21 protein-coding genes are annotated in these 25,049 nt (G+C 62.9%); 9 read left to right on the top strand and 12 right to left on the bottom strand.

The annotated features are described in order from the left end of the window. From NKI54_RS01840 to NKI54_RS01865, 6 genes are read right to left on the bottom strand one after another with little or no spacing between them, the layout of a single operon-like run. Positions 1–1,182 (bottom strand): arabinose transporter, encoded by a 1,182-nt coding sequence (locus NKI54_RS01840; protein WP_352690505.1) that lies wholly within the window; start codon positions 1,180–1,182, stop codon positions 1–3. A gap of 40 nt (positions 1,183–1,222) precedes the next feature. Beyond that, on the bottom strand, positions 1,223–1,651 hold the full coding sequence (locus tag NKI54_RS01845; protein WP_352588029.1) for a lipocalin-like domain-containing protein: 429 nt from the start codon (positions 1,649–1,651) through the stop codon (positions 1,223–1,225). Positions 1,652–1,709: 58 nt separating this feature from the next. Further along, on the bottom strand, positions 1,710–2,726 hold the full coding sequence (locus tag NKI54_RS01850; protein WP_023675436.1) for a zinc-dependent alcohol dehydrogenase family protein: 1,017 nt from the start codon (positions 2,724–2,726) through the stop codon (positions 1,710–1,712). Between the two features lie 26 nt (positions 2,727–2,752). Then, positions 2,753–3,148 (bottom strand): (R)-mandelonitrile lyase, encoded by a 396-nt coding sequence (locus NKI54_RS01855; protein WP_023675437.1) that lies wholly within the window; start codon positions 3,146–3,148, stop codon positions 2,753–2,755. A gap of 12 nt (positions 3,149–3,160) precedes the next feature. Then, complete coding sequence (locus NKI54_RS01860; RefSeq protein ID WP_502894480.1) at positions 3,161–3,643, bottom strand: cyclophilin-like fold protein; 483 nt, start codon at positions 3,641–3,643, stop codon at positions 3,161–3,163. Continuing rightward, positions 3,640–4,830 carry an MFS transporter gene (locus tag NKI54_RS01865; RefSeq protein WP_352690507.1) on the bottom strand — a complete coding sequence of 397 codons (1,191 nt, stop codon included), beginning with the start codon at positions 4,828–4,830 and terminating at the stop codon, positions 3,640–3,642. The genes NKI54_RS01860 and NKI54_RS01865 overlap by 4 nt, the downstream gene beginning before the upstream one ends. 151 nt (positions 4,831–4,981) lie before the next feature. On the opposite strand from NKI54_RS01865, the gene NKI54_RS01870 reads away from it, so the two are divergent. Further along, positions 4,982–5,875, top strand: a complete 894-nt coding sequence (locus tag NKI54_RS01870) for a LysR family transcriptional regulator (RefSeq protein WP_023675440.1) — start codon at positions 4,982–4,984, stop codon at positions 5,873–5,875. 274 nt (positions 5,876–6,149) lie between these two features. On the opposite strand, the gene NKI54_RS01875 is transcribed toward NKI54_RS01870, so the two are convergent. Genes NKI54_RS01875 through NKI54_RS01890 form a run of 4 tightly spaced genes read right to left on the bottom strand, consistent with a single transcriptional unit; the run spans position 6,150 to position 9,998 of the window. Further along, entirely contained in the window at positions 6,150–6,395 is a 246-nt protein-coding gene (locus tag NKI54_RS01875) for a MoaD/ThiS family protein (protein ID WP_023675441.1), read from the bottom strand. Beyond that, positions 6,395–8,659: a xanthine dehydrogenase family protein molybdopterin-binding subunit gene (locus NKI54_RS01880; protein WP_352690687.1), complete on the bottom strand. Its 2,265-nt coding sequence runs from the start codon at positions 8,657–8,659 to the stop codon at positions 6,395–6,397. Before NKI54_RS01880 ends, NKI54_RS01875 begins: the two co-directional genes overlap by 1 nt. Before the next feature lie 2 nt (positions 8,660–8,661). Beyond that, positions 8,662–9,138, bottom strand: a complete 477-nt coding sequence (locus tag NKI54_RS01885) for a (2Fe-2S)-binding protein (RefSeq protein ID WP_023675443.1) — start codon at positions 9,136–9,138, stop codon at positions 8,662–8,664. Beyond that, entirely contained in the window at positions 9,138–9,998 is an 861-nt protein-coding gene (locus tag NKI54_RS01890; protein ID WP_023675444.1) for an FAD binding domain-containing protein, read from the bottom strand. The genes NKI54_RS01885 and NKI54_RS01890 overlap by 1 nt, the downstream gene beginning before the upstream one ends. Positions 9,999–10,325: 327 nt before the next feature. Between NKI54_RS01890 and NKI54_RS01895 the strand changes: the two genes are divergently transcribed. Continuing rightward, positions 10,326–12,626: a hypothetical protein gene (locus NKI54_RS01895; RefSeq protein WP_352633624.1), complete on the top strand. Its 2,301-nt coding sequence runs from the start codon at positions 10,326–10,328 to the stop codon at positions 12,624–12,626. A 221-nt stretch (positions 12,627–12,847) separates the two neighbouring features. Here the strand turns inward: NKI54_RS01895 and NKI54_RS01900 are convergent, their stop codons facing one another. Further along, positions 12,848–14,491 carry an MFS transporter gene (locus NKI54_RS01900; RefSeq protein ID WP_352690511.1) on the bottom strand — a complete coding sequence of 548 codons (1,644 nt, stop codon included), beginning with the start codon at positions 14,489–14,491 and terminating at the stop codon, positions 12,848–12,850. Between the two features lie 1,145 nt (positions 14,492–15,636). Between NKI54_RS01900 and NKI54_RS01905 the strand changes: the two genes are divergently transcribed. Beyond that, positions 15,637–16,824, top strand: coding sequence for a TMEM43 family protein (locus tag NKI54_RS01905; protein WP_352633620.1), 1,188 nt, complete (start codon positions 15,637–15,639; stop codon positions 16,822–16,824). Positions 16,825–16,899: 75 nt separating this feature from the next. Here NKI54_RS01905 and NKI54_RS01910 read toward each other — a convergent pair whose 3' ends face one another. Further along, complete coding sequence (locus NKI54_RS01910; protein WP_352633618.1) at positions 16,900–17,931, bottom strand: histone deacetylase family protein; 1,032 nt, start codon at positions 17,929–17,931, stop codon at positions 16,900–16,902. Between the two features lie 141 nt (positions 17,932–18,072). Here NKI54_RS01910 and NKI54_RS01915 point away from each other — a divergent pair, with 141 nt between their 5' ends. From NKI54_RS01915 to NKI54_RS01940, 6 genes are all read left to right on the top strand, one after another. After that, complete coding sequence (locus NKI54_RS01915; protein ID WP_352633616.1) at positions 18,073–19,776, top strand: amidohydrolase; 1,704 nt, start codon at positions 18,073–18,075, stop codon at positions 19,774–19,776. A gap of 102 nt (positions 19,777–19,878) precedes the next feature. Beyond that, entirely contained in the window at positions 19,879–20,973 is a 1,095-nt protein-coding gene (locus NKI54_RS01920; RefSeq protein WP_352586923.1) for an ABC transporter ATP-binding protein, read from the top strand. Further along, positions 20,973–21,902 carry an ABC transporter permease gene (locus NKI54_RS01925; RefSeq protein WP_023675452.1) on the top strand — a complete coding sequence of 310 codons (930 nt, stop codon included), beginning with the start codon at positions 20,973–20,975 and terminating at the stop codon, positions 21,900–21,902. The genes NKI54_RS01920 and NKI54_RS01925 overlap by 1 nt, the downstream gene beginning before the upstream one ends. Further along, positions 21,895–22,707 (top strand): ABC transporter permease, encoded by an 813-nt coding sequence (locus tag NKI54_RS01930; protein ID WP_023675453.1) that lies wholly within the window; start codon positions 21,895–21,897, stop codon positions 22,705–22,707. The genes NKI54_RS01925 and NKI54_RS01930 overlap by 8 nt, the downstream gene beginning before the upstream one ends. Before the next feature lie 27 nt (positions 22,708–22,734). Continuing rightward, positions 22,735–23,763, top strand: a complete 1,029-nt coding sequence (locus NKI54_RS01935; protein ID WP_352568095.1) for an extracellular solute-binding protein — start codon at positions 22,735–22,737, stop codon at positions 23,761–23,763. A 62-nt stretch (positions 23,764–23,825) separates the two neighbouring features. Further along, complete coding sequence (locus NKI54_RS01940; RefSeq protein WP_352633613.1) at positions 23,826–25,022, top strand: serine hydrolase domain-containing protein; 1,197 nt, start codon at positions 23,826–23,828, stop codon at positions 25,020–25,022. The last annotated feature ends 27 nt before the right edge of the window (positions 25,023–25,049 follow it).

The following is a 25,049-nucleotide window of genomic DNA, read 5'->3' on the forward strand; positions in this document are numbered from 1 at the left end:
CTATAGTGGAGCGTTACGGCGACCCAGCAGCAGAGCGATGCCCAACGCCGGAAGCGTCGCCGTCGCGACGGCGAAGAAGACGAATTGCAGCCCGGCCGACCCAGCGACCAAGCCGAGCGCCGGACTGCCGAAGCCGAGCGCCACGTCGAGGAAGACGGTGTAGAATCCCATGGCCAGGCCGCGGCTGCGTGGTGGAAGATGGCTTACGGCCTCGGCACCGAAACCGGGATAGACCAGCGAGTAGCCGAGACCAGTCAGGCCCGCTCCGATGGCGGCGAGAACGGGCCCGGGCGCAAGCCAGATCAGCATCAGCCCTGCCGCCTCGACCGCCACGAAGATCACGGCGACGCGCGCGCCCCCTAACCTGTCAGGCAGGTGGCCGAAGCACAGCCTTGCCGCGATCAGCGACGCGGCATAAGTGGTGAAGGGAAGCCAGACCGGCTGCCAGCCGCGTTCGGCAAAGAGCAGCGCGCCAAAGGACAGGATCGCGCCGTAGCCAAGGCTGCTGAAAGCAGCTCCGACGCCGGGAAGCCAGACCGCTTGCGCCACGCTCGTCCATGACTGTCGTGCGGCGCTCGCGGCGAGGCTGGTGCCACGCATAGGCAGGATGGCAAGCAGCGTCGCAAGCGGCAGGCCGACCGTCGCGAGTGCGATCGCGGCGAAGCCGCTCGTCCCGTAAAGCGCAGATCCGATCGGCGCGCCTAGCGCGAGTGCTGCGAACATCGCCGTGCCCACCCAAGCTATGACCTTTCCGGAGTTCTGTCCGCCCGCAAGGGAGAGGCCCCAGGCGACGCCGCCTGTGATGATGAAGCTCTCAGACGCGCCCAGTACCGCCCGGCCGGCGAAGAGCGCCGATGCGGACGCTGCCGGCCGGTCGAGCAATGCCAGCGAGCCGAGGTAAATGAACCCCGCCAGGGCAGCGGCAATGAGGCCGACGACGACGGCCCGCTTGCCGCCGCGCCCATCGGCATAATTTCCGGCTCCAATGCGCGACAGCATCGAGGCGACGAACTGGCTGCCCGTCACCAGCCCGACTGCGAAGGGGCCGAAGCCGAGTTGCTGGTGAAGATGCAGCGGCAGGACGGGTAGCGCCAAGCCGATCAGGAGGAAGCCGGCGAAGACAGCCGCCATGATTGGCACCAGTTCCGCCATCGCGCCATTTCGGTCAGAAGTCCGCGCCATTGTGGCCACCGATAACACTTTGACAGCCGGGCTGTTCCGATCAGTAACGTTCGTAGGTCACGCGCCAGCCTTCGGCCGGATTGTCCGGCGTCAGGACCAGTTTGTTGTCCGAGACTTCGAATTTGCGTTTCATGCTCTTCCCGACAAGGTTGCGGACCAGGGAGGACTCGATCGTGATGACGAAGGTCTTGTCCTGGTCGTTGATGGCGACCGGCCCGTAATAGGCTTCGTAGCCATTCGCCGTGTAAGGCGTGTCCGGCGCCTTAGCGTCGGGGTTCTGGGCCTGCACCGAGAGGGTGCCGGCCTCGGTGAAGATGACCTGGCCGGAATATGGCACGGGCTTGAGGTTTCCCTCGGCACCGGCCTCGAGCGACCTCATGCGCCATGCGCCGATGATCGGGGACTCTTGGGAGAAAGCCGGCGTGGCGACCGAAAGCGCAAGCGCAGCGATCTTCAATCTCATCGTCATATGTCGTTGTTCTTTTTCTGGTTTGTGGGTGCGGACAGGCCGTCCGCCCAATCTTCGCTTACACCGAAAGCATGACCTTGATGGCGCGCCGCTCGTCCATGGCGCGGTAGCCTTCAGCGACCTCGGCCAACGGCAGCTTGAGGTCGAAGACCTTGCCGGGCTTGATCCTGCCCTTGAGCACACGGTCCATGAGGTCGGGCAGGAAGCGGCGCACCGGCGCGGGGCCGCCCAGCATGCGCTTCTGGCCGAAGAAGAGATTCTGGCCATCGAAGCTCACGCCATGCGGCACGCCGACATAGCCGATGGTGCCGCCGGGGCGAGAGCAGGCCAGCGCCTGGTCGAAGGATTCCGCCGTGCCAACGCATTCCAGCACCGAGTCCGCGCCGACGTCCTTAGTGAGCCCTTTGATCCGGGCCACACCTTCCTCGCCGCGCTCAGCGACGATGTCGGTCGCGCCGAATTCGCGGGCGAGTTTTTGGCGGCTGGCGTGCCGGCTCATGGCGATGATGCGCTCGGCGCCCATCTCCTTGGCCGCAAGCACGCCCATCAGGCCGACCGCACCGTCGCCGACCACCACCACCGTCGATCCTTCTCGGACCTCGGCTGCGTCGGCCGCATACCAGCCGGTGCCGAGCACATCGGACACAGCCAGCAGGTCAGGGATGAGTTCGGCCGGCGGCACCTCGGCGGTGGCGACCAGTGTGCCATCCGCCAACGGCACGCGGGCGTAAGGCGCCTGCGCGCCCGACATGAACTCGCGCTGCACACAGGACGACTGGAAGCCGAAGCGGCAATGCGGGCAGGTATTGTCGGAGAGGCAGAACGAGCCGACGACGAACTGGCCGGGACGGACCGTGCGCACCTCTGCGCCGACCTCGACGACGATGCCACAATATTCGTGGCCCATATGCATCGGGCCGTTGACCGGCTGCAGCCCGCGATAGGGCCACAGGTCCGAGCCGCAGATGCAGCTCGCCGAGAGCTTGATGATAGCATCCGTCGGGCGAAGGATCCTTGGGTCTTCGACTTCCTCGCAGCGGATGTCGCCGGGCTTATGAAGAACGGTTGCGAGCATTTTGCTTTCCTTTCGTTCAATCGATGTCAGGCGCCGTAGTCGGCGTCGCTGACGTGTTCCAGCCAGTCCACCACCTTGCCGTCTTTGACCTCCTGGAGGGCAATGTGGATCATGGCCGTCTCGGGTGAGGCACCGTGCCCATGCTTCTCGCCGGGTGCGAACCAGACAACGTCACCGAGACGGATCTCCTCGACCGGCCCGCCCTCGCTCTGAACGAGGCCGAGGCCGGAGACGACGATCAACGTCTGTCCAAGCGGATGCGTGTGCCAGGCGGTGCGGGCGCCCGGCTCGAACGTCACCTGCGCGCCCTGCACGCGCGCGGCGTCGAACGGGTTGAACAGCGGATCGATGCGGACCGTGCCGGTGAACCAGTCGGAAGGCCCGTTGCCAGACGGCCTGGTGCCTGCGCGAAGAATATCCATGGTGATCTCCTGTCAGATGCGTTCGATGCGAAGCGGGAACTTGCCGCTTACGTGTAGGGCCTCTTCGCCCGCGTCGAAGCGGCCGAGCCTGATCAGCCCGGGATGGCGGTAGTCGGCGTAGAACATGGCCAGATTGCCCCAGGGCATGAAATAGCAAAGGTCGTATGGCCGCTCGTTGCCGAACGGGCCGCTGCCCTCCTCCGTCAGCTTGCGCGGCAGATAGGCAATCTTCTCGTTATGCGCGTAGTCGTCGATGGTGAGATCGAGCGGCAGCATGGTGAAGAAGTCGCGCGCCGACGGATTGTCGTAGAGCGTGGCGGTCATGGTCCGGCCATTGAAAATCATCTTGATCTTCATGTCGGTGGGCTCCTGGCTGCCTGGGTCGCTGCCCTGCTGGCTGCGGGCGGCCCGCGGCAGGACCGTTGCCGCGAGCGCGCCGCCGAGCAACGCGCGGCGGCTGAGGTCCGGACGGTCGATCGTCATGGCTGCCGTCATGGCTGCGACCTCCGGGCCAAATGCGATGCTGCAAAGGCGGCGAGCGCCGATCCACAGAGCAGCACCGCGCCGAAAATGAATGCACCCCACCAGCCGACCGTATCGAAGAGCGTGCCGCCGATCGCGGCGCCGCCTGTAATGGCGAGCTGGATGACTGCCACCTGCAGCCCGCCGCCGGCCTCTGCGTCGTCCGGCAACGTCCGGCTGAGCCACGTGCCCCAGCCAACGGGCGCGGCCGTGCCGAAGAAGCCCCAGGCAACGAGCAGCAGCGCTGTGGGAACCGGCAAGGCACCGAGGGCGATGAGCGCAGCTGCCAGCGCGGCCATGACCAGCGGGATGACGATGAGGATGCTGAACAGGCGCGTGCGCAAAAGCCGGCCTATGCAGAGGGTGCCGAGCACCCCGGCCAGCCCCATCGCCAGCAGGATCGCCGAAAGCGCGGCGATGTCGACCCTAGTGACGCTCTCGAGGAAGGGCCGCAGATAGGTGAAGAGCGCGAACTGGCCCATGAACAGCATCATGATCGACGCCATGCCGGTGGCGACAGGAAGACGGCCGAGGAGCGCCAGCGGATTGCTTGGACGCTTCCTCCGGCGCGGGGGCAGCGCCGGCAGGCTTGTCCACTGCCAGACCAGCGCCAGGAGCCCAAGCGGCACGACGAGGAAGAAAGCGCCGCGCCAGCCGACATAGGCGCCAAGAAAACTGCCCAGCGGCGCGGCGATGGTGGCCGCAATGGCATTGCCAGCGTTTAGCATGGCGAGACCCTTCGGAACCATGTCTTGCGGCACGAGGCGCATGACGATCGCGGTCGACATCGACCAGAACCCGCCGATCGCGATGCCGAGCAGCGCCCGGCCGACCATGAGGAACGCGTAGTTCGGCGCGAAGGTGACAGTGAGCCCGGACACGATGAGGAGAAGGGTGAAGCCGGTCACGACCAGTCGGCGGTCGATCCGGCGCGTGAGGCCGGCGACCAGCAGGCTGGTCACGACGGCGAAAGCGCCCGAAATCGAGATCGCCTGTCCCGTGCGGCCCTCGGTGATGCCGAGATCGGCCGCTAGCGGCGACAGCAGGCTGACCGGCATGAATTCCGACGCGATGAGCACGGAAACACACAGAGCCATCGACAGCACCGCGCCCCATGCGGCGCGGTCTTCGACAAGCCTTGTGTCGTAGGTCGTTTCCATAATTGGCATCCTTGCAAGGCGACGGGGGTGGATCAGCCGCCCATCCCCGTCACCATGCTGGAAGATATTGCAGAGGAACCCATTCTATTAGACTGAGTAATTCGCATGGACTTATCTGCTTATGATATAAATGTCCGACGGGAGGTGCCCTATGCAGCGCGATGGCATGAAGGATTTGCTCTGGTTCGTGGCGGTCGCCCGGGAGCGCAGCTTCACCAAGGCGGCGGCCAAGCTCGGAACCTCGCAGTCGACCCTGAGCTCGACAATCAAGGAGCTTGAAGCTCGTCTTGGCGTCCGCCTGCTGACGCGTACGACGCGGAGCGTCGCTCCGACCGAGGCCGGCGAGCGACTTTTCCAATCTCTTGTTCCCCGCTTCGAGGAAATCGAAGCGGACCTCGCAAGCCTGGTGGCCTTTCGCGACAAGCCCTCCGGAACGGTCCGTATCACGCTTTCCGACCATGCGCTCCAGACGACCGTCTGGCCGAAGCTGCAGCCCTTGCTCAGCGACTATCCTGACGTGTGCGTCGAACTCTACAGCGACAACGGCATGAAGAACATTGTGGAGGAGCGCTTCGACGCAGGCGTGCGGCTTGGTGAGAGCATCGACAGGGATATGATCGCAGTGCGCATCGGGCCGGATTGGAGGCTCGTGGCCGTGGCTTCGCCGGAGTACTTTTCCCGCCATCCGGTTCCGACCGCACCGCAGGATCTGGTCGATCATGACTGCATTAATATGCGGCAGGCGACGTTCGGCGGATTATATGCCTGGGAATTCGCCAGGGATGGCCGCGACCTTCGTGTGCGGGTGGAAGGCCAACTCACCTTCAATTCGTCCATTCCCATGATCGAGGCTGCGATAAGCGGTTTCGGGATCGCCTATGTCCCGGAAAACCTCGTCAGCCACCACATCGCCAAGGGATGCCTTAGGCTCGTGCTTGACGACTGGAGTCCGCCATTTGCGGGCTATCACCTCTACTACCCGAGCAGGCGACAGCTCTCGCCTGCGATGGCGGTGATCATTGAGACGCTCCGCCATCGCATCTGACTCCCAAGACTGTGCCTATGAATCATGAAGCTGACATTGGTAAATGGTAGGTTCTGACCCAAGCCATTTGACTTCTACGCTGCGGGCGGCTGCTTTCGCCTCAAAGCAGACGTGTAGCTCGCTCGCCTCTATGCCTGTGATTGACACAGAAGCAGTCATCGAAAAGGAGCCAAACTCGCAGGCTGAACTGGCCAAGAATTCTCGTGGATAGCCGAGGTTTTTCTCGAGCCTAGGCCATGTCTTGGTCGTCAATGGGTAGGACAGGGTTGTTCAGTTATCCCCCGGCAAGGCGCGGCAGCAGGAAAATCTCCGCCCCTTCCGGCAGTTCCTTCGACCAGGTGTCGCGATAGATCGTCCCGTCGATGGCGACGGCGATGCCGCGATCGATGTAGGGCTCGAGGCCGGGATACTGTTCAGCCAGTTTCCTGAACAGCTCCCTTATGTCCTTCGCCTCGATTTCGACCTTGCTCTTGCCTCCGGCGATCGCGCCGAGCGACCCCCAGAGCGTTACTTCGACCATCAGCCTCCCCGTTCCGCCTCGATCGCCGCCAGGATGCGCGGCGGCGACATCGGGATATGCGTCATCCGCACGCCCGCGGCGTTCGAGACCGCATTGGCGATCGCCGCCAGCGGCGGCACGATAGAGGTCTCGCCGACGCCGCGCACCCCGTAAGGATGGTTAGGATTGGGGATTTCGAGGATCTGCGTGTCGATCATCGGCAGGTCCGAGCAGACCGGGATCCGGTAATCGAGGAAGCCAGGGTTCTGCAGCCGCCCGTCCTTGCCGTAGATATACTCCTCGTTGAGCGCCCAGCCGATGCCTTGTGCGGCACCCCCCTGGTATTGCCCCTCGACATAGGTCGGATGCACCGCCTTGCCGGCGTCCTGAACGACGGTGTAGCGCAGCACCCTGGTCGAGCCTGTCTCGGGATCCACCTCGATATCGCAGATATGGGTGGCGAAGGAGACGCCGGCGCCGTCGGCGACGAGCTCACTGTGGCCTGCGATCGGTCCCCCCGTCTTCCCTGACGCGGCTGCGATCTCCTTCAGCGACAATGCTGCAAGGTTGTCGTATTTCTCGCCCTTGGCAATCGCGTGACCTTTTTCCCAGACCACGTCGTCGACGGGAATGTCCCACATCTGTGCGGCGCGTTCCCGCAACACCTTGATAGCGTTGCGAGCGGCGGAGATCGTCGCCATCGAAGACGAGAAGGTGCCGCGGCTGCCGTCCGTCATATCGTTGTAGCCGAGGCTGGAGGTATCGGCGACCACCGCCTTGATTTGCCCATAGGGGATACCGAGCTCCTCCGCCGCCACCAGCGACAGCGACGCGCGCGAACCACCCACGTCCACGGTTCCGACGGCAAGGGAGACCGAGCCGTCCATGCCGATGTTGAGGTCGGTGCAGGTCTGGCCACCGAAATTGAACCAGAAGCCGCAGGCCATTCCGCGGCCCTGGTTCTTGCCGAGCGGCGCCTTCATGTGCGGATGATTCTTCACCGCCTCCAGCGTCGGCCCGATGCCGATCGGGCCGTATACCGGTCCATAGGACGATCTGGTGCCTTCCTGCGCCGCGTTCCTGATCCGGAACTCGACGGGGTCCATGCCGATCTCCTTGGCCAGCTCGTCGACCGCACTTTCCACCGCAAACGCCGCCATCGGAGCCGACGGCGCGCGATAGGCCGCGGTCTTGGGCCGGTTGACAAGCACTTCGTAGCCGACCGTCCTGACGTTCTCGAGCTTGTAGCAGGCAAAGGCCGTCATGGCGCCGATCTCGGCCCACGTGCCGGCATAGGGGCCGCAGCTATAGCGCAGCGTCGCCTCGGCCGCCGTGATCGTGCCGTCCTTGCGGGCGCCGATCCGAACATCGATCGAGGTGGCGCTGGTCGGGCCGGAGGCGCGGAACACCTCGTCGCGCGTCATGACCAGCTTGACCGGCCGCCCGGCCTTGCGTGACAGCGCCAGTGCCACCGGCTCGGCCCAGACATGGGTCTTGCCGCCGAAACCGCCGCCGATCTCCGAGGAGGTGACGCGCAGCTTCGAGGCTTCCATGCCAAGCAGCTGGGCGCAGTGTTGGCGGTAGACAAAATGGCCTTGCGTACAGACCCAGAGGTCGGCGGTGCCGTCGGAGCTGACATTGGCCACGCAGGCATGCGGCTCGATATAGCCCTGGTGCGTCTGCTCGGTCTTGAAGGAGCGTTCGACGACGAAATCGGCCTGGCCGAAACCTTCATGGATGTCGCCATGGCCGTACTGGGTGCGCTTGGTGACGTTTGAAGGCTTGACGGGCTTTTGCTCGAGGCCCTCGGTGAAGATGGCGTCGTTGATCAGGGGTGCGGAGTGCTTCATCGCCTCGTCGACGTCGGTGACATGCGGCAGCACCTCGTAGTCGACCTCGATCAGCTTCAGTGCCTGCCTCGCCGTGCGGGCATCGACCGCAGCCACCGCGGCCACGGCATGGCCGTCATAGAGCGCTTTCTTGCGCGCCATGCAGTTGTCGAGGATGTCGTACATGGCGGCATCGCCGTCGGTGAGGTCGGGCAGGTCGGCCGCGGTGATCACGGCCTTGACGCCGGCGAGCTTCTCCGCCTTCGACGTGTCGATCTTCCTGATCGTGGCATGTGCATGGGGGCTTCTGAGAACGCGCCCGACCAGTTGCCCGGCCATGTTGAAGTCGGCGCCATAGCGTGCGCGGCCCGTCACCTTGTCGACGCCGTCGGGACGGATGGGACGCGTGCCGACAGAGGTGAAATTGCGTCCGGAGTAACGCGGATCGAAATTCATCGTCATGCTCCCTTCATCACGCTGGCGGCGTCCTGAACGGCACGCACGATCTTGTCATAGCCGGTGCAGCGGCAGAGGTTCCCGGCGAGGCCGAAGCGGATCTCCTCCTCGGTCGGATCGGGATTCTTGGCCAAAAGGTCCTTGGCAGCCATGAGGAAGCCCGGCGTGCAGACGCCGCATTGGAGTGCGGCGTGTTCCAGAAATTTCTGCTGCAGCGGATGCAGCCTGTCGCCATGCGCCATGCCCTCGATGGTCTCGACGTGCCGGCCCTCGGCCTCCGCGCCGAGCACCAGGCACGAGCACACCAGCCGATCGTCGAGGATGATGCTGCAGGCCCCACAGTCGCCGGTGCCGCAGCCTTCCTTGGCGCCCGTCAGCCCCAGGCGATCGCGCAGGACATCAAGCAGCGTCTCGTCCGGCTGGCAAAGAAACTCGACATTGTCGCCGTTGATTGTCGTTGATACTGCCACACCAGCCATCATTTGCCTCCTGCGCGTGCATAGGCGGTCGTGGCGGCCCGCTTGGCCAGCACACCCGCGACTTTCCGTCTGAATTCGATAGTGCCGCGCTTGTCGTCGATCGGGCGGCAGGCGCCCGAGCAGACCTTGGCGAGCCTCTCCAGCGTGGCTTCGTCCAGCTTGGAGCCGATGAGAACCTCGGCGGCCTCCTCGACCAGAATCACCGTCGGCGCCACGGCGCCCAACGCCAGACGGGCGGATTTGACGCGACCTTGCTCATCGAGCGTCAAGTTCACGCCGGCGCTTACCACCGCGATGTCCATCTCCGTGCGCGGAATGAAACGCAGATAGGCATCGCCCGAACGCGGCAGACGGCTGTCGAGCAGGATTGCCTCGACGATCTCGCCCTTGGCCAGCGACGTCTTGCCCGGCCCAGTCGGCACCGCTTCCACGGCAATCGTGCGCCTGGTTCCCGGGCCGACGACCACAGCCTTGGCGCCAGCGGCCACCAGCGCCGGCACGCTGTCGGCGGCCGGCGAGGCGTTGCACAGATTGCCGACGATGGTGCAGCGTCCCTGCACCTGCTTCGAGCCGATCAGCTTGGCCGCTTCGACGACGCCGGGCCATGCCTTCTGCAGGGCCGTGTTCTCGCCCAGCACGGCGCAGGGGACCGCGGCGCCGATGCTGAAGCCCTCGGCTGTTTCCCTGATCTCGCCAAGCCCGTCGATCGCCTTGATGTCGACGATCAGGTCGGGTTCGATAAAGCCGCCTTTCATTCGCACCAAGAGGTCGCTGCCTCCGGCGAGGATGGCGGCCGTGCCGGCTGAACCGGCCAACAGGCCGGCGGCGTCTTCAATTGAAAGCGGACGTATGTAACGCATCGTCTCCCCTTAGTGGTCATAGTCACACCAACTGATATAACCGTCTCTCCACAATGGCCATCCTGTTCGTGCATTCGCGGATTGGGCCAGGCGCCGCAATTTCATTTGCTCGCCCAATTGGACGCGCCGCCAGCCACTAATGCTCGATCGGTCCCTTCGGCATGACCAGCGCGGTGCCGGCTGTCGTCGGGCGCTCGATCATGCGACGGACGCGAGCGCAGTCCAGCACCGCGCCGACCCATCCGTAAGTCATCCGTAAGTGCGCTCCCTCTATGTCCTGTTTCGAACCAGGCGACATGTCTGCGCCGTACAGAGAGGGAAACGAACATGAGCACGCTCCTTGCACCAATTGTGATTGGCCCCGTATCGGTCTTGAGTACCTCGGTCCGTATCGATGGGCCGCTTCCCGGCTCGAGCATTTCCCTCCTGGTAAATGGCGTACCCGTCCCTGCGGTAAATGCCGGCGCCACAACCAGTACCTTTGTGCCGGTCGCCGCAGGCTCCCTCAACGTGGGGGATGCATTGACCGCACGTTGGACGCTCGGCGCCGAAACCAGTGATCCAAGCCCGGTCCCGATCGTCGTGCTCGGGTATCCCTCGACGCTAAGCGCATTGGTGTATTTGAGTCAGGTGCACGAGTGCGTCGACTGGGTGCTGATAGGCGCAGCCTATCCTGGCGCCACGGTCGAGATTTTCAACGGCGGCGCATTGATTGGCAGCGATACTGCACGCGGAAATGTCGTACCAGTGCGCATTCGCGGGGCGATCCAGGCCAACGATGTGCTTAGCGCAGTGCAGTCCGTTCAGACGCCTGCCGGACAGGTGAAGAGCAGTCAGACCCCGAGCTTGCCCGCCGAACAGACGCCGTATCGGGAAAATACCATGCCGGCACCAGCAGTCGGCCCGGTTCCTGGGTGCGCGCAAGCAGTACCCGTCAGGGGGTTGGCTCAAGGCGCCACCACGAAGGTCCACTTCAATGGCGACGTGCTGGAATATCCTTTCGTCGGTGCCAACCTCCTGGCGCTGCTTGGCCGTGCCGCGCACAATCCGGATGTCTTCAGCGCCACGCAGCACTTCGAGCGCTGCAATGCATCAAGTCCGTCATCTGCCCCTCCGGTGATCGTCGACGAAACCTTGCCGGTTAGAAAGCCCGTAATCGACGCCTCACAGTACTCCTGCCCGGCAGCCCGTGCTTTGCCTATCTCCAATCTCGAGCCCGGCGCGACATTGACGATCCAACTTGTCGATCCGACTTCGGGTGCAGCTACCGTGCTCGGGAGAATCGGAGTCGGCGAGGATGTGAGTTCCGGCCAATACTGGATTCCCGACGTGTCGGCCCTGATCCCGGCCTCGCCGCCGTTTCCATCGCTCGTCGTCATCCAGGAGCTATGCGGCAAGACATCCACATCGGATAAGTTGCTGGTGGTAGGGTCTTACCAGGGCAGCGTATTTCCGCCGACCGTCATGGAGCCTGCATTTGAATGTGCAAGCGGCGCTTTCGTCAACAGCGTCGACAACGCGGTCGTACGTTTGTACTCGGATGCGCCAGATTCTCCTGTAATCAGCAAGCCCGTATTCAGTTTTGGCGGCCTCGTCTGGGTCGAGACATTTCGGCCGTTGCGCGCCGGCGAGCACATTCACGCCGAGCTGGAGCTTACTTGTCAGCCCCTCGCGCTTCGGGTCGGGGGCCCGATCAAAGTGTCCGACCTGACCCCACTCAAGACCCCGGATATTCAACAGCCCGTCCGGGTCTTCCAGCGGCTAATTTACGTATCAGGCGTGATTCCCGGGGCGCGCGTGCATGTATTCGTGAACGGGAAGTGGCGCGCCAGCGATACGCCACTTGGTTGGACGACGCTCTTCTTCGGGATTTACGTAGGCGAGCTCAAGGTAGAAGACCAAATTACGGTGATGCAGACATTGTGCACGAAGATGTCTCCGCTCACCAGAGTTCCCGTCAATGTCACCCTCGGGGAAATGCTGCTCTCCGCGGCTCCCCCGTCCCTGATAGCGGGCCAGCCGGCGACGATAACCATCAAAGCAGTCGACGCCGATAACAAGTCCCAATCGGTTGGAGGGACCATATCGCAAGGGGGCGCGGTGGTCGGGGCCACCAACACAGCGTTCACGCTATCTCCGCCGACCGGCCAAGCATCGGTCAGCTTGCAAGTTGCAGCCGTTGGCTACAAGACCGAGACCATCAGTATTCCCCTTACTGCGGCGCCGGTCGTCAAGCCGGCGATGCTGACGATAGCAACGGGTCTCTGGTTCAACGCCACCAAGAAAGAAATCACTGAAATCACCTGGCACCTGCAGGGGCCATCCGGCAGCTTTTCAAAGACCGAAAAGCCGAACGCAGAGCCGGCGTTGGTTCAGTTCGCGTTGCCCAAGCCGGCCGGCGGCGGGTTCACGCCGTTCACTCTCAGCTGCGAGGTCACATTCCAGTTCCAGGATTTCAATTTCATCTCAGGCGTATCTGGGACGAGGTCGAGTGACTTTATCGAGGGAGGCCTCATAAAGCCGTCTCCATCAACCGTCGAGATGTATTGGAGCGGTACCGACCTGACGATCAACTTCCTGGTAAAGTGGATACAGCAGGGCGATTATTTCGTCATAGAGCTCATGTAGTCGAATCGCCAGCGGAAGGGCGTCAGGGTGGCTGGAGCGGTTCATCGTTTCACGGAAACGGCGAACCGCTCTGTCTCTTCCGGACGGAAAACCGTTTCACACTTTTCCTGGAATTGCGCTGGAGCGGGATGCGTTCAAATTGAACGGTGCATCCCGCTTTATCTATTTGTTTTAACCGCATTTCTGCGACGTCAAGTGATTCCACTTGGCTGCAAAATGCTTTAATGCTCGATCGGTCCCTTCGGCATCACCAGCGCCGTGCCGGCAGTCGTCGGGCGCTCGATCATGCGGCGGACGCGCGGTGGCTCGTTGCCGCTGTGCAGCGCCCTTATGCGCTCGCCGATGACCGCGTCGGCGTAGGTGGCGCGCCGATTGTGGCGGATATATTCGACCCAGGTCGGCGTGTGGTAGTGCTCGATCCATATCGACGGATTTTCGAGATCGCGCGCCAATGTCCAGTTGCGGGCGCCGTCACGTCGGCGGATGCGGCCGCGCTCGGCCATGGTGGCGAGGAATTCCGGTACGTCCTCGTTGCGGATGACATATTCGATCATGATGGCGATGGGACCGCTGCGCGGCTTGAGATCAAGCGCCAGATGCGGCTCCTGGAAGCGGTTGAGCGGGTCGAGGTTGAGCACCGCCTGCTGCGGCAGCGGCAGCAGCAGGCCGATGGCGCCTCCCGCCAGCATGGCGACGCTGGCCGCCATCAGGGCGACTTCGGCGCCATGCGCGTCGGCAACGACACCCCAGACCCAGCTGCCGAGCGCGATGCCGCCGAAGGTCGCGGTCTGGTAGACCGAAAGCACGCGGCCGACCACCCAGCGCGGCGTCGACATCTGCACGGTGACGTTGAAGTGCGAAAGCGCGGTCACCCAGCAGGCGCCGCCGAGCAGCAGGCCGAGCGACGTCTGCCAGGCATGATTGCTGACGGCGGCGTTGAAGGCGCAGACGGCGAAACCGGCGAATGCCATGCGCACCATGGTTTCGCTGGACAGCAGCAGCCGCAGCCTGACGCTGATCAGCGCGCCGCCGACGGCGCCGATGCCGAAGGCGCCGAGCATGATGCCGTAGCTCAAGGCATCGCCCTTGACGACGTCGCGCGCGACCAGCGGCAGCAGCGCCAGGACCGCGCCGGCGCTGAAGCCGAAAGCCGAGCTCCTGACCAGCACCTTGCCAATGTTGGGCGACATGGCGACGTAGCGCAGGCCGGCGCCCATTGCGGCGCCCAGCGTCTCGCGCGGCAAGGTCGATGCCGGCAGTTCCGGCTTCCAGCGGGCCAGCACGACGATGAGGCCGACATAGCTCAGCGTGTTGACGGCGAAGGCCGCGGCAGCGCCTGCCGCGGCAACGATGATGCCACCGATCGCCGGGCCGACGCTGCGCGTCAGGTTGAAGCCCATCGAGTTGAGCGCGATCGCCGCCGGCACCTTGGTGCGAGGCACCATGTCGCCGACCGAAGCCTGCCAGGACGGGCTGTTGAGCGCGGTGCCGCTGTCGATCAGGAAGGTGAAGGCGAGCAGCGTCCACGGCGTCATCAGGTCGAGATAGGTGAAGACGGTCAGAAGAGCCGAGACGACGAGCATGAAGATCTGCGCGATCAGCATGATTTTGCGCCGGTTGAAGCTGTCGGCGATGGCGCCGGCCAGCAGCGCAAACAGCATGATCGGCAAGGTGGTCGAGGCCTGGACCAATGCCACCTGGTAGGACGAGGTGGCGATCGTCGTCATCATCCAGGCGGCGCCAACGCCCTGGATGAGGCCACCGAAATTGGAGACGAGGCTGGCGGACCACACCGCCCGGAAGATGCCGTGCCGGAACGGCGCCAGCGCCGAGGCGCTTTCGCTTTCCGGTGTGTCGTCGTTCATAAATGCTGTCCCGGGCTCAAATGCGTTTGTTCTTCCGATCAATCGGCCCCGCAAGCCGTGGGTTCAAAAAATAGAACATCATTTCGCAAAGGGCGAACGCATTCTGGAAAAACATCATGGTCCAACAACAAGATAACGAGTGCGGAGCCGGTCAGCGCACGTCACTGCGTGCGCCGATTCAGATGCTGGCATGAAGGTAATTCGGCCCTTCAGGCTCCACAGCTCGGACTTGATCAAACTGCGGTCCGTACGTAGGAAAATTGCCAGAAGGAAATTACCGAGGGACTGAAATGAAAGCGCGAGCTCTCAAGGTGATGTCGATTGCCATTCTCATAGTGGCTATACCTCACGTATTTTTTAGACCGCTTGCGAGCATGAGCGGCCTGGCTTTAATACAAATATTTACATGTGCTATTTTGTACACATATCTTATGTTGAACATACTTGGTGACAAATTGTATGAAAAGAACGTAGTATTGTATATTATCGCTTGTCTAATAACTACATTTTACCCATATGAGAACGTATTTTTGATAGCCGGCAGCATATATGGATTTATTGTCTTATTTATTTTTCCTATATCTCTCCTTTTTATACTGAGATCCGTCCGAATCGAACTACGATGATGGTGCACTTTTTGCTGCCCAACCGACAGGCTCTGTGTTCGGATTGATCGCATGCCTCGCCTTGCCCGCATTGTCGTTCGCCGTCTGCCGCACCACGTCACGCAACGGGGTTACGGGCGCACCAAGGTGTTTTCGCGTACGAAGACTACGCACTCTGCAAGAGCCTGCTGGTGGAGCATTGCCCACTAGCCGATCTGATTCCGGAATAGTTGCGGACCATCAAGCTTTGGTGATTGCCGCGCCCCCCAAGGAACGGCTGATTCGGCTACAATCCAACTGCAGACGAATCTGACATCAACGCGATTTGACGGAAACGAATTCAATGAATTGGCGGTGAGCGATGGGCTTTACGGCCGCGAAACCGGGTCGGATCGCAACTGTGGCGGCTCGCCGATTGCGATAAGCTCCCGGTGCCGAGACGGATGGGCGTCCGCCCCGGTTTGGGGTGACGCTGGTTGCTTGCCACTGCGCGGCAGAGCGCGGATTTCGCGAGACTGGTTTCGGGGGATGGGGGAAATAATGAGCGATTCATTTCAGGAAGTGACGTCCGTCTCGTGGTTCGGGCGGATCAAACGCGCGCTCGCCGGGGTCGTCTTCGGGCTGCTCCTGATCGTGCTGATGGTGATCGGCCTGTTCTGGAACGAGGGCCGGGCCGTGCAGACGGCGCGCTCGCTGGCCGAGGGATCGGGCGCGGTGGTCTCGGTCGGCGCCGACAGCGTCGATGCCGCCAATGACGGCAAGCTCGTCCATGTCACCGGGGCGGTGACGGCGAGCAGCGGCCTTGCCGATCCGGACTTCGGTATTTCGGCGCAGGGGTTGCGGCTGTCGCGCGGCGCCGAGATGTACCAGTGGAAAGAAGAGGAGAAATCCGAGACGACGAAGAAGCTGGGCGGCGGCGAGGAGACGGTGACGACCTACAGCTATTCGAAGGTGTGGGACGACAGCCAGATCAATTCGTCGGAGTTCAAGAAGCCGGACGGCCACGAGAATCCGCCGATGGAGATCCACAGCAAGCAATTCCAGATTCCGGACGGCAAGCTCGGTGCTTTCACGCTCGACCGGCCCGTGCTGGACCTGATCGGCGGCGACAAGACGTTCTCACTGTCTGCCGATCAGTCGGCCGCCATAGACGCCGCCTATACCGGCACCAAGCGGGTCAACATCGTCGACGGAAAAATCTATCTCGGTTTCAACACCACGTCGCCGGCGCTGGGCGACTACCGCATCGGCTACGAACTGGCGCCGCTCGGCGTGGTCAGCGTCGTCGCGCGCCAGACGGGGGGCGGCTTCGAGCCATACCAGACAATCGCCGGCGACCAGTTGCTGATGGTCGACACCGGCAATGTTCCGGCGGAAAAGATGTTCGCCGAAGCGGTCAGCGCGAACACGCTGATCACCTGGCTGCTGCGCGCCGCCGGCGTGCTGCTCCTGGCCATCGGCTTTGCCCTGCTGCTCGGGCCGATCGGCGTCATCCTCGACGTCATTCCTTTGCTCGGCAGCATGGCGCGGATGGGTACCGGCATCATCGCGTTCTTCCTGGCGATCCTGGTCGGGGCGACGACGATGGCCATCGCCTGGTTCTGGTACCGGCCGGTGCTGGCGGCGGGCATCCTGGCAGCGGGCGTCATCGCAGCGGCGGCGGTCTATTACCTCGGCCGCTCGCGCAGGCCGGCTCCGCCGGTTGCGGCGCCGAGCGCGGCCACATGATTTGCAGGCGCCGGCGGTTCTAGCGGTTCATCGTTTCACGGAAACGACGAACCGCCCTATTTCCTGGAATTGCTTCTAGCGGTCCTCGAAGCCGGTCAGCACGCCGACGGCGTTGATGCCGATCTCCTCGACGGCGTAGCCGCCTTCCATGACGAACAGCGTCGGCAGGCCGAGCCTGGCGATGCGGCGGCCGATCCTGGGGTAGTCGGGGGTCTTCAGCTTGAACTGGCTGATCGGGTCCTTCTCGAAGGTGTCGACGCCGAGTGAAACCACGACGACGTCGGGAGCATAAGCCGAAAGCCTCGTGCAAGCGTCCTCGAGTGAGGCGTTCCACACGTCCCAGCCGGTGCCGAAGGGCATCGGGTAATTGTCGTTGAAGCCTTCGCCGTCGCCCTCGCCGCGTTCGTCGGCATGGCCGAGGAAGAAGGGATATTCGGTCATCGGATCGCCATGCAGGTTCAGCACCTGAACGTCACCGCGGCGATAGAATATCTCCTGGGTGCCATTGCCGTGGTGATAATCGACGTCGAGGATCGAAACGCGCCCGGCGCCACGGTCGCGGAACCATTGCGCGGCGACGGCGGCGTTGTTGATGAAGCAATAGCCGCCCATGAAGGCCGCCCCTGCATGGTGCCCTGGCGGTCGGCAGAGGGCGAAGGCGGAAGGCTCACCGGCCTTGACCAGCGCGGCGGCGGTCAGCGCGACGTCATAGGACGACTTGATCGCATCCCATGTGCCTTTGACGAACGTCGCGCCGCCGTCGAAGGAGTAGAAGCCGAGCAGCGCATCGATGCCTTTCGGGCGCACGTCGCCGCGCAGTCCGCGCGTCGGCCAGGTGAAGGGAATGGCCGAACCGCTGCGGCCCGATGCTTCCCAGAGCGGCCACACGGTCGGCAGGAAATCGATGTAGTCGCTGGCATGCACCTTCCTGGCGGCGGCGAGGTCGTGGCTTTCCGGTGGCAGGATCGGACCGAGCTTCTCGCTCTCCACCCGCGCCCTGATGAACTCGGCGCGCGAAGGCTTTTCAAAAGCCGGCACGATGGCGCCGGCGATCAATTCGACATTGCCGGCATGACCGGCATGGAAAGGCGAAAAAACAGTCTTCATGAAATTGTTCCGTGGTGAGACGCGGCGACCCTAACCGTCCTGCACTGCCTTTCACAAGGCGCTGGGCCAACCGCCCATGGCTTGCTGGCCCGGCAGCCGGTCGTCTAGCCTGCCGGCAGCGCAACCGAACCGCGGGTAATCATGAGTTCAAATGCCGACCTGATCGTCACCAATGCCCGTGTGCTGACCATGGACGAAGGCAATCCGACGGCCGAGGCGGTGGCGATAAAGGACGGCAACATCCTGGCGGTTGGCGATCGCCGGACGATCGAGGCGCTGAAAGGGCCGGCCACGAAGATCATCGATGCGCAAGGCGGTTCGGTGGTGCCGGGCTTCATCGAAGCGCATATGCACCTTTTCGGCGGCGCGGCCGAACTCGACAATCTGCATCTTCAGGGCGTGCATGGCTTCGATGCGCTGAGCGACGCGATCCGCGCCTACGCTGCGGCACGGCCGAACGCCAAATTGCTGCTTGGGGCCGGCGTCGACTACACCATCCTTTCCAAGGAAGAGCCGGTCACCCGCCATCATCTCGACCGCATTATCCCCGACCGGCCGTTCGCCATGTCTGCTTCCGATCACCACACGATGTGGGCCAACACCAAGGCGCTGGAACTGGCAGGCATCCTGCACGGCAAGCAACTCGGCCCCGGCAACGAGATCGTCATGGGCGCCGACGGCCTTGCGGCGGGCGAATTGCGCGAGGGCGAGGCGTTCGGGCCGATCCTCGAGCTTTCCGGGCAGAATCGCGTTCGGCTCGGCCTCGCGACAGGCGGTGAGCCCGACCCATACCCTTCCGCCGCTGAAATCGCGGCCGACCGCGACCTGATGCATCGCGGGCTGGAATGGTGCGCCCGCCACGGCATCACCTCAATCCAGAACATGGACGGCAATCTCTACCAGCTCGAACTGCTTGCCGGGTTGGAGCAGGAAGGCCGGCTGCTCTGCCGCACCAAGATACCGTTCCACTTCAAAAATTTCATGTCGCTCGACAGGCTGGAAAAGGCATCGAGCATGGCCAGCTCCTACCAATCGGAATGGCTGTCGTCCGGCATGGTCAAGGTGTTTTATGACGGCGTGCTGGAAGGCTGGACCGCGGTCATGGTCGACGACTATGCCGACCGGCCGGGCTGGCGCGGTGAGCCGCTGTTTACGCCGGAGCATCTCGCCGAGGTGGCGGTGGAGGCCGACCGGCGCGGGCTGCAGGTCGCCGTGCATTCGATCGGCGACGGCGCGGTGCGCGCGGTTCTGGACGGTTACGAGGCGGCGCAGCGGAAGAACGGCAAACGCGACAGCCGGCACCGGGTCGAGCACATCGAGGTCACCACTGCCGCCGACGTGCCGCGCTTCGCCGAACTCGGCGTCGTCGCCTCGATGCAGCCGCCGCACCCGCCCGGCGCCATGGACTTCCCGCTGGAGCCGACGCTCTCGCGCATCGGCCGCGAAAGATGGCCGCTCAGCTATGCCTGGCGGACGCTGAAGCAGGCGGGTGCGCATGTCGTCTTCGCTTCCGACTGGCCGGTGTCGCGGATCGAGCCGATCCTGGGCATTCAGGCGGCGATGCTGCGCAAACCTTGGGCAGACGGCGTTCCCGACCAGAGCTTCTCGCTGTTGGAAGCGCTTGCGGGCTATACAGTCGAAGGCGCTTATGCCGAATTCATGGAGCACCGCAAGGGCCGGCTGAAAACCGGCTATCTGGCCGATCTGGTGGTGCTGTCGGCCGATATCGAGACAACTGAACCGGGTTTGTTACACAAGGTGCATCCGGTGACTACCATCTGCGGCGGCAAGATCAGTCATCAGGTTGATGATGGGGCTGACGATGGCACGGAGCTTGCGTTCTGAACCGAGATTCAGATGCATGGTTGCCAAGCCGACCGGCATATGCTGACAATCGAATGGGAACTGGATCCGCCAACAAGAGCGGACATGAAAATGGGGAAGTGCGTGCCGGATCAGCCGGGTAAGAGTGCAATCGAAGTCCGCGGCGTCCGCAAGGTGTTCGGTACCGGGGACGCACAAGTCGCCGCTCTCGACACGGTTTCGGTGTCGATCCGCGAGAACGAGTTCTTCACGCTGCTGGGGCCGTCGGGCTGCGGAAAGACGACGCTGCTGCGGCTGATCGCCGGCTTCGACTTCCCCAGCGAAGGCGAAATCCTGCTGCACGGCCACGACATCGCGCCGCTGCCGCCGTTCAAGCGGCCGGTCAACACCGTCTTCCAGTCCTATGCGCTGTTCCCGCACATGACGGTCGCCGAGAATATCGGCTTCGGGCTGGAGATGCTGGGCAAGCCGAAAGCCGAAATCAAGGCGCGCGTTGCCGAGATGCTGAAGCTGGTCAAAATGGAGGCGCTCAGCGGCCGCCGCACCAGCCAGATCTCCGGCGGCCAGCAGCAGCGCGTGGCACTGGCCCGCGCGCTGGCGCCGCAGCCAAAAGTGCTGTTGCTCGACGAGCCGTTGTCGGCGCTCGACTACAAGCTGCGCAAGGAGATGCAGATCGAACTGAAACGGCTGCAGCACCAGACCGGCATCACCTTCATCTTCGTCACCCACGACCAGGAGGAAGCGCTGACCATGTCGGACCGCATCGCGGTGATGTCGGCCGGCAAGATCCTGCAGGTCGGCACGCCCTGGGACATCTATGACAAGCCGGCCGAGCGCTTCGTCGCCGACTTCATCGGCGAAACCAATTTCCTGACCGCAGCCATCACCGACATCGGCAACGGCAAGGCTCGCGCGACCCTCAAATCCGGCGCAACGATCGACGCGACCGTGGCTGAAGGCTTCCAGCCGAAGGATAATGCTACCGTGGTGGTCAGACCGGAACACGCCAAGCTGACCAGCGGCAAGGGCGACCTTTCCGGAACCATCGAAAACATCGTCTATTTCGGTACCGACACGCATATTCATGTCCAACTGGACAGCGGCGAAGCCTTCACCGTGCGCCAGCAGAACACGCGCAGCGCAGGCTGCGGTTTCGAGCGGGGCGACAAGGTCGGCGTCTCGATCGGCAACGACGCCGCGCAAGTGCTGAGGGATTGATGGCGAGCGCGTTTTCCCAAGCTGCATTGTTCGAAGCAGAGGCGGAGAAGGCCAGCGCCAGGCGCCACCGCCTGCTTTCGTTGCCAGCTTTGATAATCATCGGCATTTTCGGCGTGCTGCCGCTTCTCATCATCGTCATCTATTCATTTCTTGCCGCAGCACCCTATGGCGGCGTGCAGTGGCAATTCTCGACCGACGCCTATCTGAACTTCCTGTTCCAGCGCGACATCTTCGACGACACGCTGCAGTTCACGCCGGATTTCCTGATCATCTATCTGCGCTCGTTCGTCTTCGCCGTGGTGACGACGGTCATCTGCCTGCTGCTCGGCTTTCCGACAGCCTATTTCATGGCCACGCGACCGCCAGCGCAGCGCAACTGGTGGGTGCTGCTGATCACCATCCCGTTCTGGTCGAACCTGCTGGTGCGCACTCTTGCCATCATGTTCATCATCCGCGACGAGGGCCTCATCAACAACGCACTGATGGCTCTGGGGGTGATCGAGAAACCGATCACCATGCTCTACACCAACTTCGCCATCCAGCTCGGCCTGCTCTATTCGTTCCTGCCGTTCATGGTGCTGCCGCTCTATTCCAGCCTGGAGAAGCTGGATTTCCGGCTGGTCGAGGCCGCCTACGACCTCTACGCGACACGTCGGCAGGTGCTATGGCGGGTGATCATCCCGCTGTCGCTGCCCGGCATCATCGCCGGCTGCCTGCTTGTGTTCATTCCGGCCCTCGGCGCCTATGTGACGCCGCTGATCCTCGGCGGCGGTATCCACCTGATGATCGGCGATCTCATCGCCCAGCAATTCGGCTCCGGGCGCAACTGGCCGCTCGGCTGCGCGCAGGCGCTGATCCTGATGGCAGCGGTGCTGGTGGCGCTCTACTTCTATGTCCGTAACACGTCGGGGAAGATGAGGCATGGCTGACCCCCGCAGCGCCGATATCAAGGACCAACCGGGCTTCCGCTCGATCGCCATCATCTGCCTCTGCGTGCTCTACGCGCCGATCCTGATCCTGATGATCTTCTCGCTGAACACCGGGTCTCTGGTCACGCGTTGGGAAGGCATCGGGCTCGGTTGGTATGGCAGTGCGCTGCTCAACCAGGAATTCCACAACGCCGCCAAGAACACGCTGATCATCTCTGTCACCGCCACGATCATTTCGACGATCGCCGCGACGCTGGCGGCGATCGGCATGACCCGGGTCAAGCCGTGGCGCGGGCTGTCGGCCGCCTTCATGGTCATCAACCTGCCGCTGATGGTTCCGGAGATCATCACGGCGGTGGCGACGCTCTCGTTCTTTGCGCTGATCGCGGGCACTCTCGGGCTCAATTTCGGCATCGGCAATCTGATCCTCGCCCACACCGTCTTTTGCATTCCTTTCGCCTATATGCCGATCCGGGCGCGTCTCGAGGACATGGATCTGACGCTCGAAGCTGCCGCGGCCGATCTCTATGCCACGCCCTGGCATGCTTTCCGGCGCATAACGCTGCCATTGCTGGTTCCCGGCATCCTGTCGGGTGGGGCGCTCGCCTTCATCGTCTCCTTCGACGATTTCACCATCACGCAGCTGGTCGCCGGCCCCGGGCAGACGACGCTGCCCCTCTACATCTGGAACCAGATCAGGCGGCCGATGACGCCGGAGATCAATGCCATCTCCACCATCCTGCTGCTGGTGTCGATCCTGTTCGTCTCGATATCGTTCCTGATCGCGCGCCGCCGCGCCAAGTGAGTCAATGGGAAGGCAAAGGAGACTGTGATGTCTAGGAAACTTATGGCTGCCGTTTCGACGGCAGCACTTTTATGGGCAGTACCTGCACTCGCCGATGGTGAGCTGCACATCTACAATTGGGGTGATTACACCAACCCCAAGCTGATCGAGAAATTCGAAAAACAATACAACGTCAAGGTGACGCTGGACGACTACGATTCCAACGAGACCATGCTGTCGAAGGTGCGCGCCGGCAATTCCGGCTACGACATCGTCGTCCCATCCGACTACACCGTGAAGATCATGATCGATGAGGGCCTGCTCGAAAAGACCGAGCCCAATGCGATGCCGAACGGCAAGAACCTCGACCCGCGCTTCGTCGACATCTACTGGGACAAAGGCCGTCACTACACCGTGCCGTGGCAGTTCGGCACCACCGCGTTCGAAGTCAACACCGACAAATACAAGGGCGACATCGACACGCTGGCAATCCTGTTCGACCCGCCGGACGAGTTGAAAGGCCAGATCAACATGCTCGACGATGTCAACACCGTGATGCACGCGGCCGAGCGCTATGCCGGTGTGCCGCGTTGCGGCGCCGACAAGGCCAATCTGAAGAAGGTCAACGACATTCTCATGGCCGCCAAGCCGTCATGGAAGACCTTCAGCTACGACACCATCACCAAGATCACCTCGGGCGATGTGATCGTCACGGAGGCGTGGAACGGCGCAACCTATCGTGCGCGCCAGAAAATTCCGGCGATCAAATACGCCTATCCCAAGGAAGGCATCGAAGGCTGGATGGACAATGTGGCCGTGCTGAAAGGCGCGAAGAACCTTGAAAATGCGAAGCTGTTTCAGGATTTCGTCATGGCCCCGGAAAACGCCGCGCTGATTTCGGAATTCGCCGGTTACGACAACGGCATTACCGGGAGCCACAAATTCCTGCCGCCGGACTTCGCCAGCGCGCCGGAAATCAATCCGCCGGCCGGTGCGCCGACTGCGGAATTTGTGCCACCTTGCCCACCGGAAGTGGTCGAGATCTACAACAAGATCTGGACCAATCTGCGCAAATAGGCTCGACGTGGGATCGATCGAAGGGAGGCTTCGGCCTCCCTTCTTTGCGACAAGGGGATTGGATGAAATCTTATCGCAACAGCGAACCGGCGCCGCCGATCATGCAGGGTTCGCCGCCGCGGATGGTGCCGCCGAAGCTCGACTGGGACCGGCCGCCATGGAACCGCTGGGCGTTTCAGCACATCCGCGAATTTCTGCCGACCGTCGAAGTCTGGCGCGGCAATGGCCATCGGCATCGCTTCGAGCGCGCCGAGGTCGATCTCGACGCGCTGCCCGTGAGCGACAGCATGGGGCAGCCGACGACGCTCGCCGGGCTGCTCGACGAGACCTATACCGACGGGTTTCTCGTGCTCAAGGACAGCAAGGTCGCCTATGAGCGCTACTTCAACGGCATGACCGAGCGCACGCTGCATTTGTCGCAGTCAATGGCGAAGTCGGTCACGGGCTCGGTGTTCGGCATATTGGTCGGGCACGGGGTGATCGATCCGGACTTGCCGGTGACGGCCTATCTGCCGGAGCTGGAAGCGACCGGCTGGGCAGGCGCCAGCGTGCAGCATGTGCTCGACATGACGAGCGGGGTGCGCTTTTCCGAGGAATACACCGACCCCTATTCCGACATCGGCCAGGTCGATGTCGCCACCGGCTGGAAGCCGGTGCCGCCGGGCAGCGATCCGGCCTTCCGCTGGCCATCGCATATGTTCGAACTGATCCTGGGGCTCAAGGAAAAGAGCCGGCCGCACGGCGCTGCCTTCGAATACCGCTCGATCGAGACCGACGTGCTTGCCTTCATCATGGAGCGGGTGAGCGGCAAAAGGCTGGCGCAGCTGATTTCGGAAGAGCTCTGGCAAAAGCTCGGCGCCGATGAAAGCGCCTGCTTCACTGTCGACAGCGCCGGTTATGCGGTCGCCGACGGCGGCTTCAACGCCACGCTGCGCGATTATGGCCGCTTCGGCCAGCTGATCCTCGACAATGGAGGCGGCATCGTGCCGGCCGACTGGATCGAGGCGACGCGCAATGGCAGGCATGGACCGGATTTCAGTCCCAGCCTGCCGGAAGGCAGCTACCGCAACCAGTTCTGGATCGAGGACCCGCGCTCGCGCGCGTTGATGTGCCGGGGCGTGTTCGGGCAGCTGATCCATATCGACTGGGATACGAAAATGGTCGTGGTGAAGCTTTCGAGCTATCCGGATTTCACCAACATCGGCTATTCGGTGGCGACCTTGAAAGCCGTGCATGCCATTGCCGCTGCGCTCGCCTGAACCTCAAAGAAAATCCGCAGGACCACC

It is taken from the genome of Mesorhizobium sp. M0663, assembly GCF_040320585.1.
Classification (GTDB): Bacteria; Pseudomonadota; Alphaproteobacteria; order Rhizobiales; family Rhizobiaceae; genus Mesorhizobium.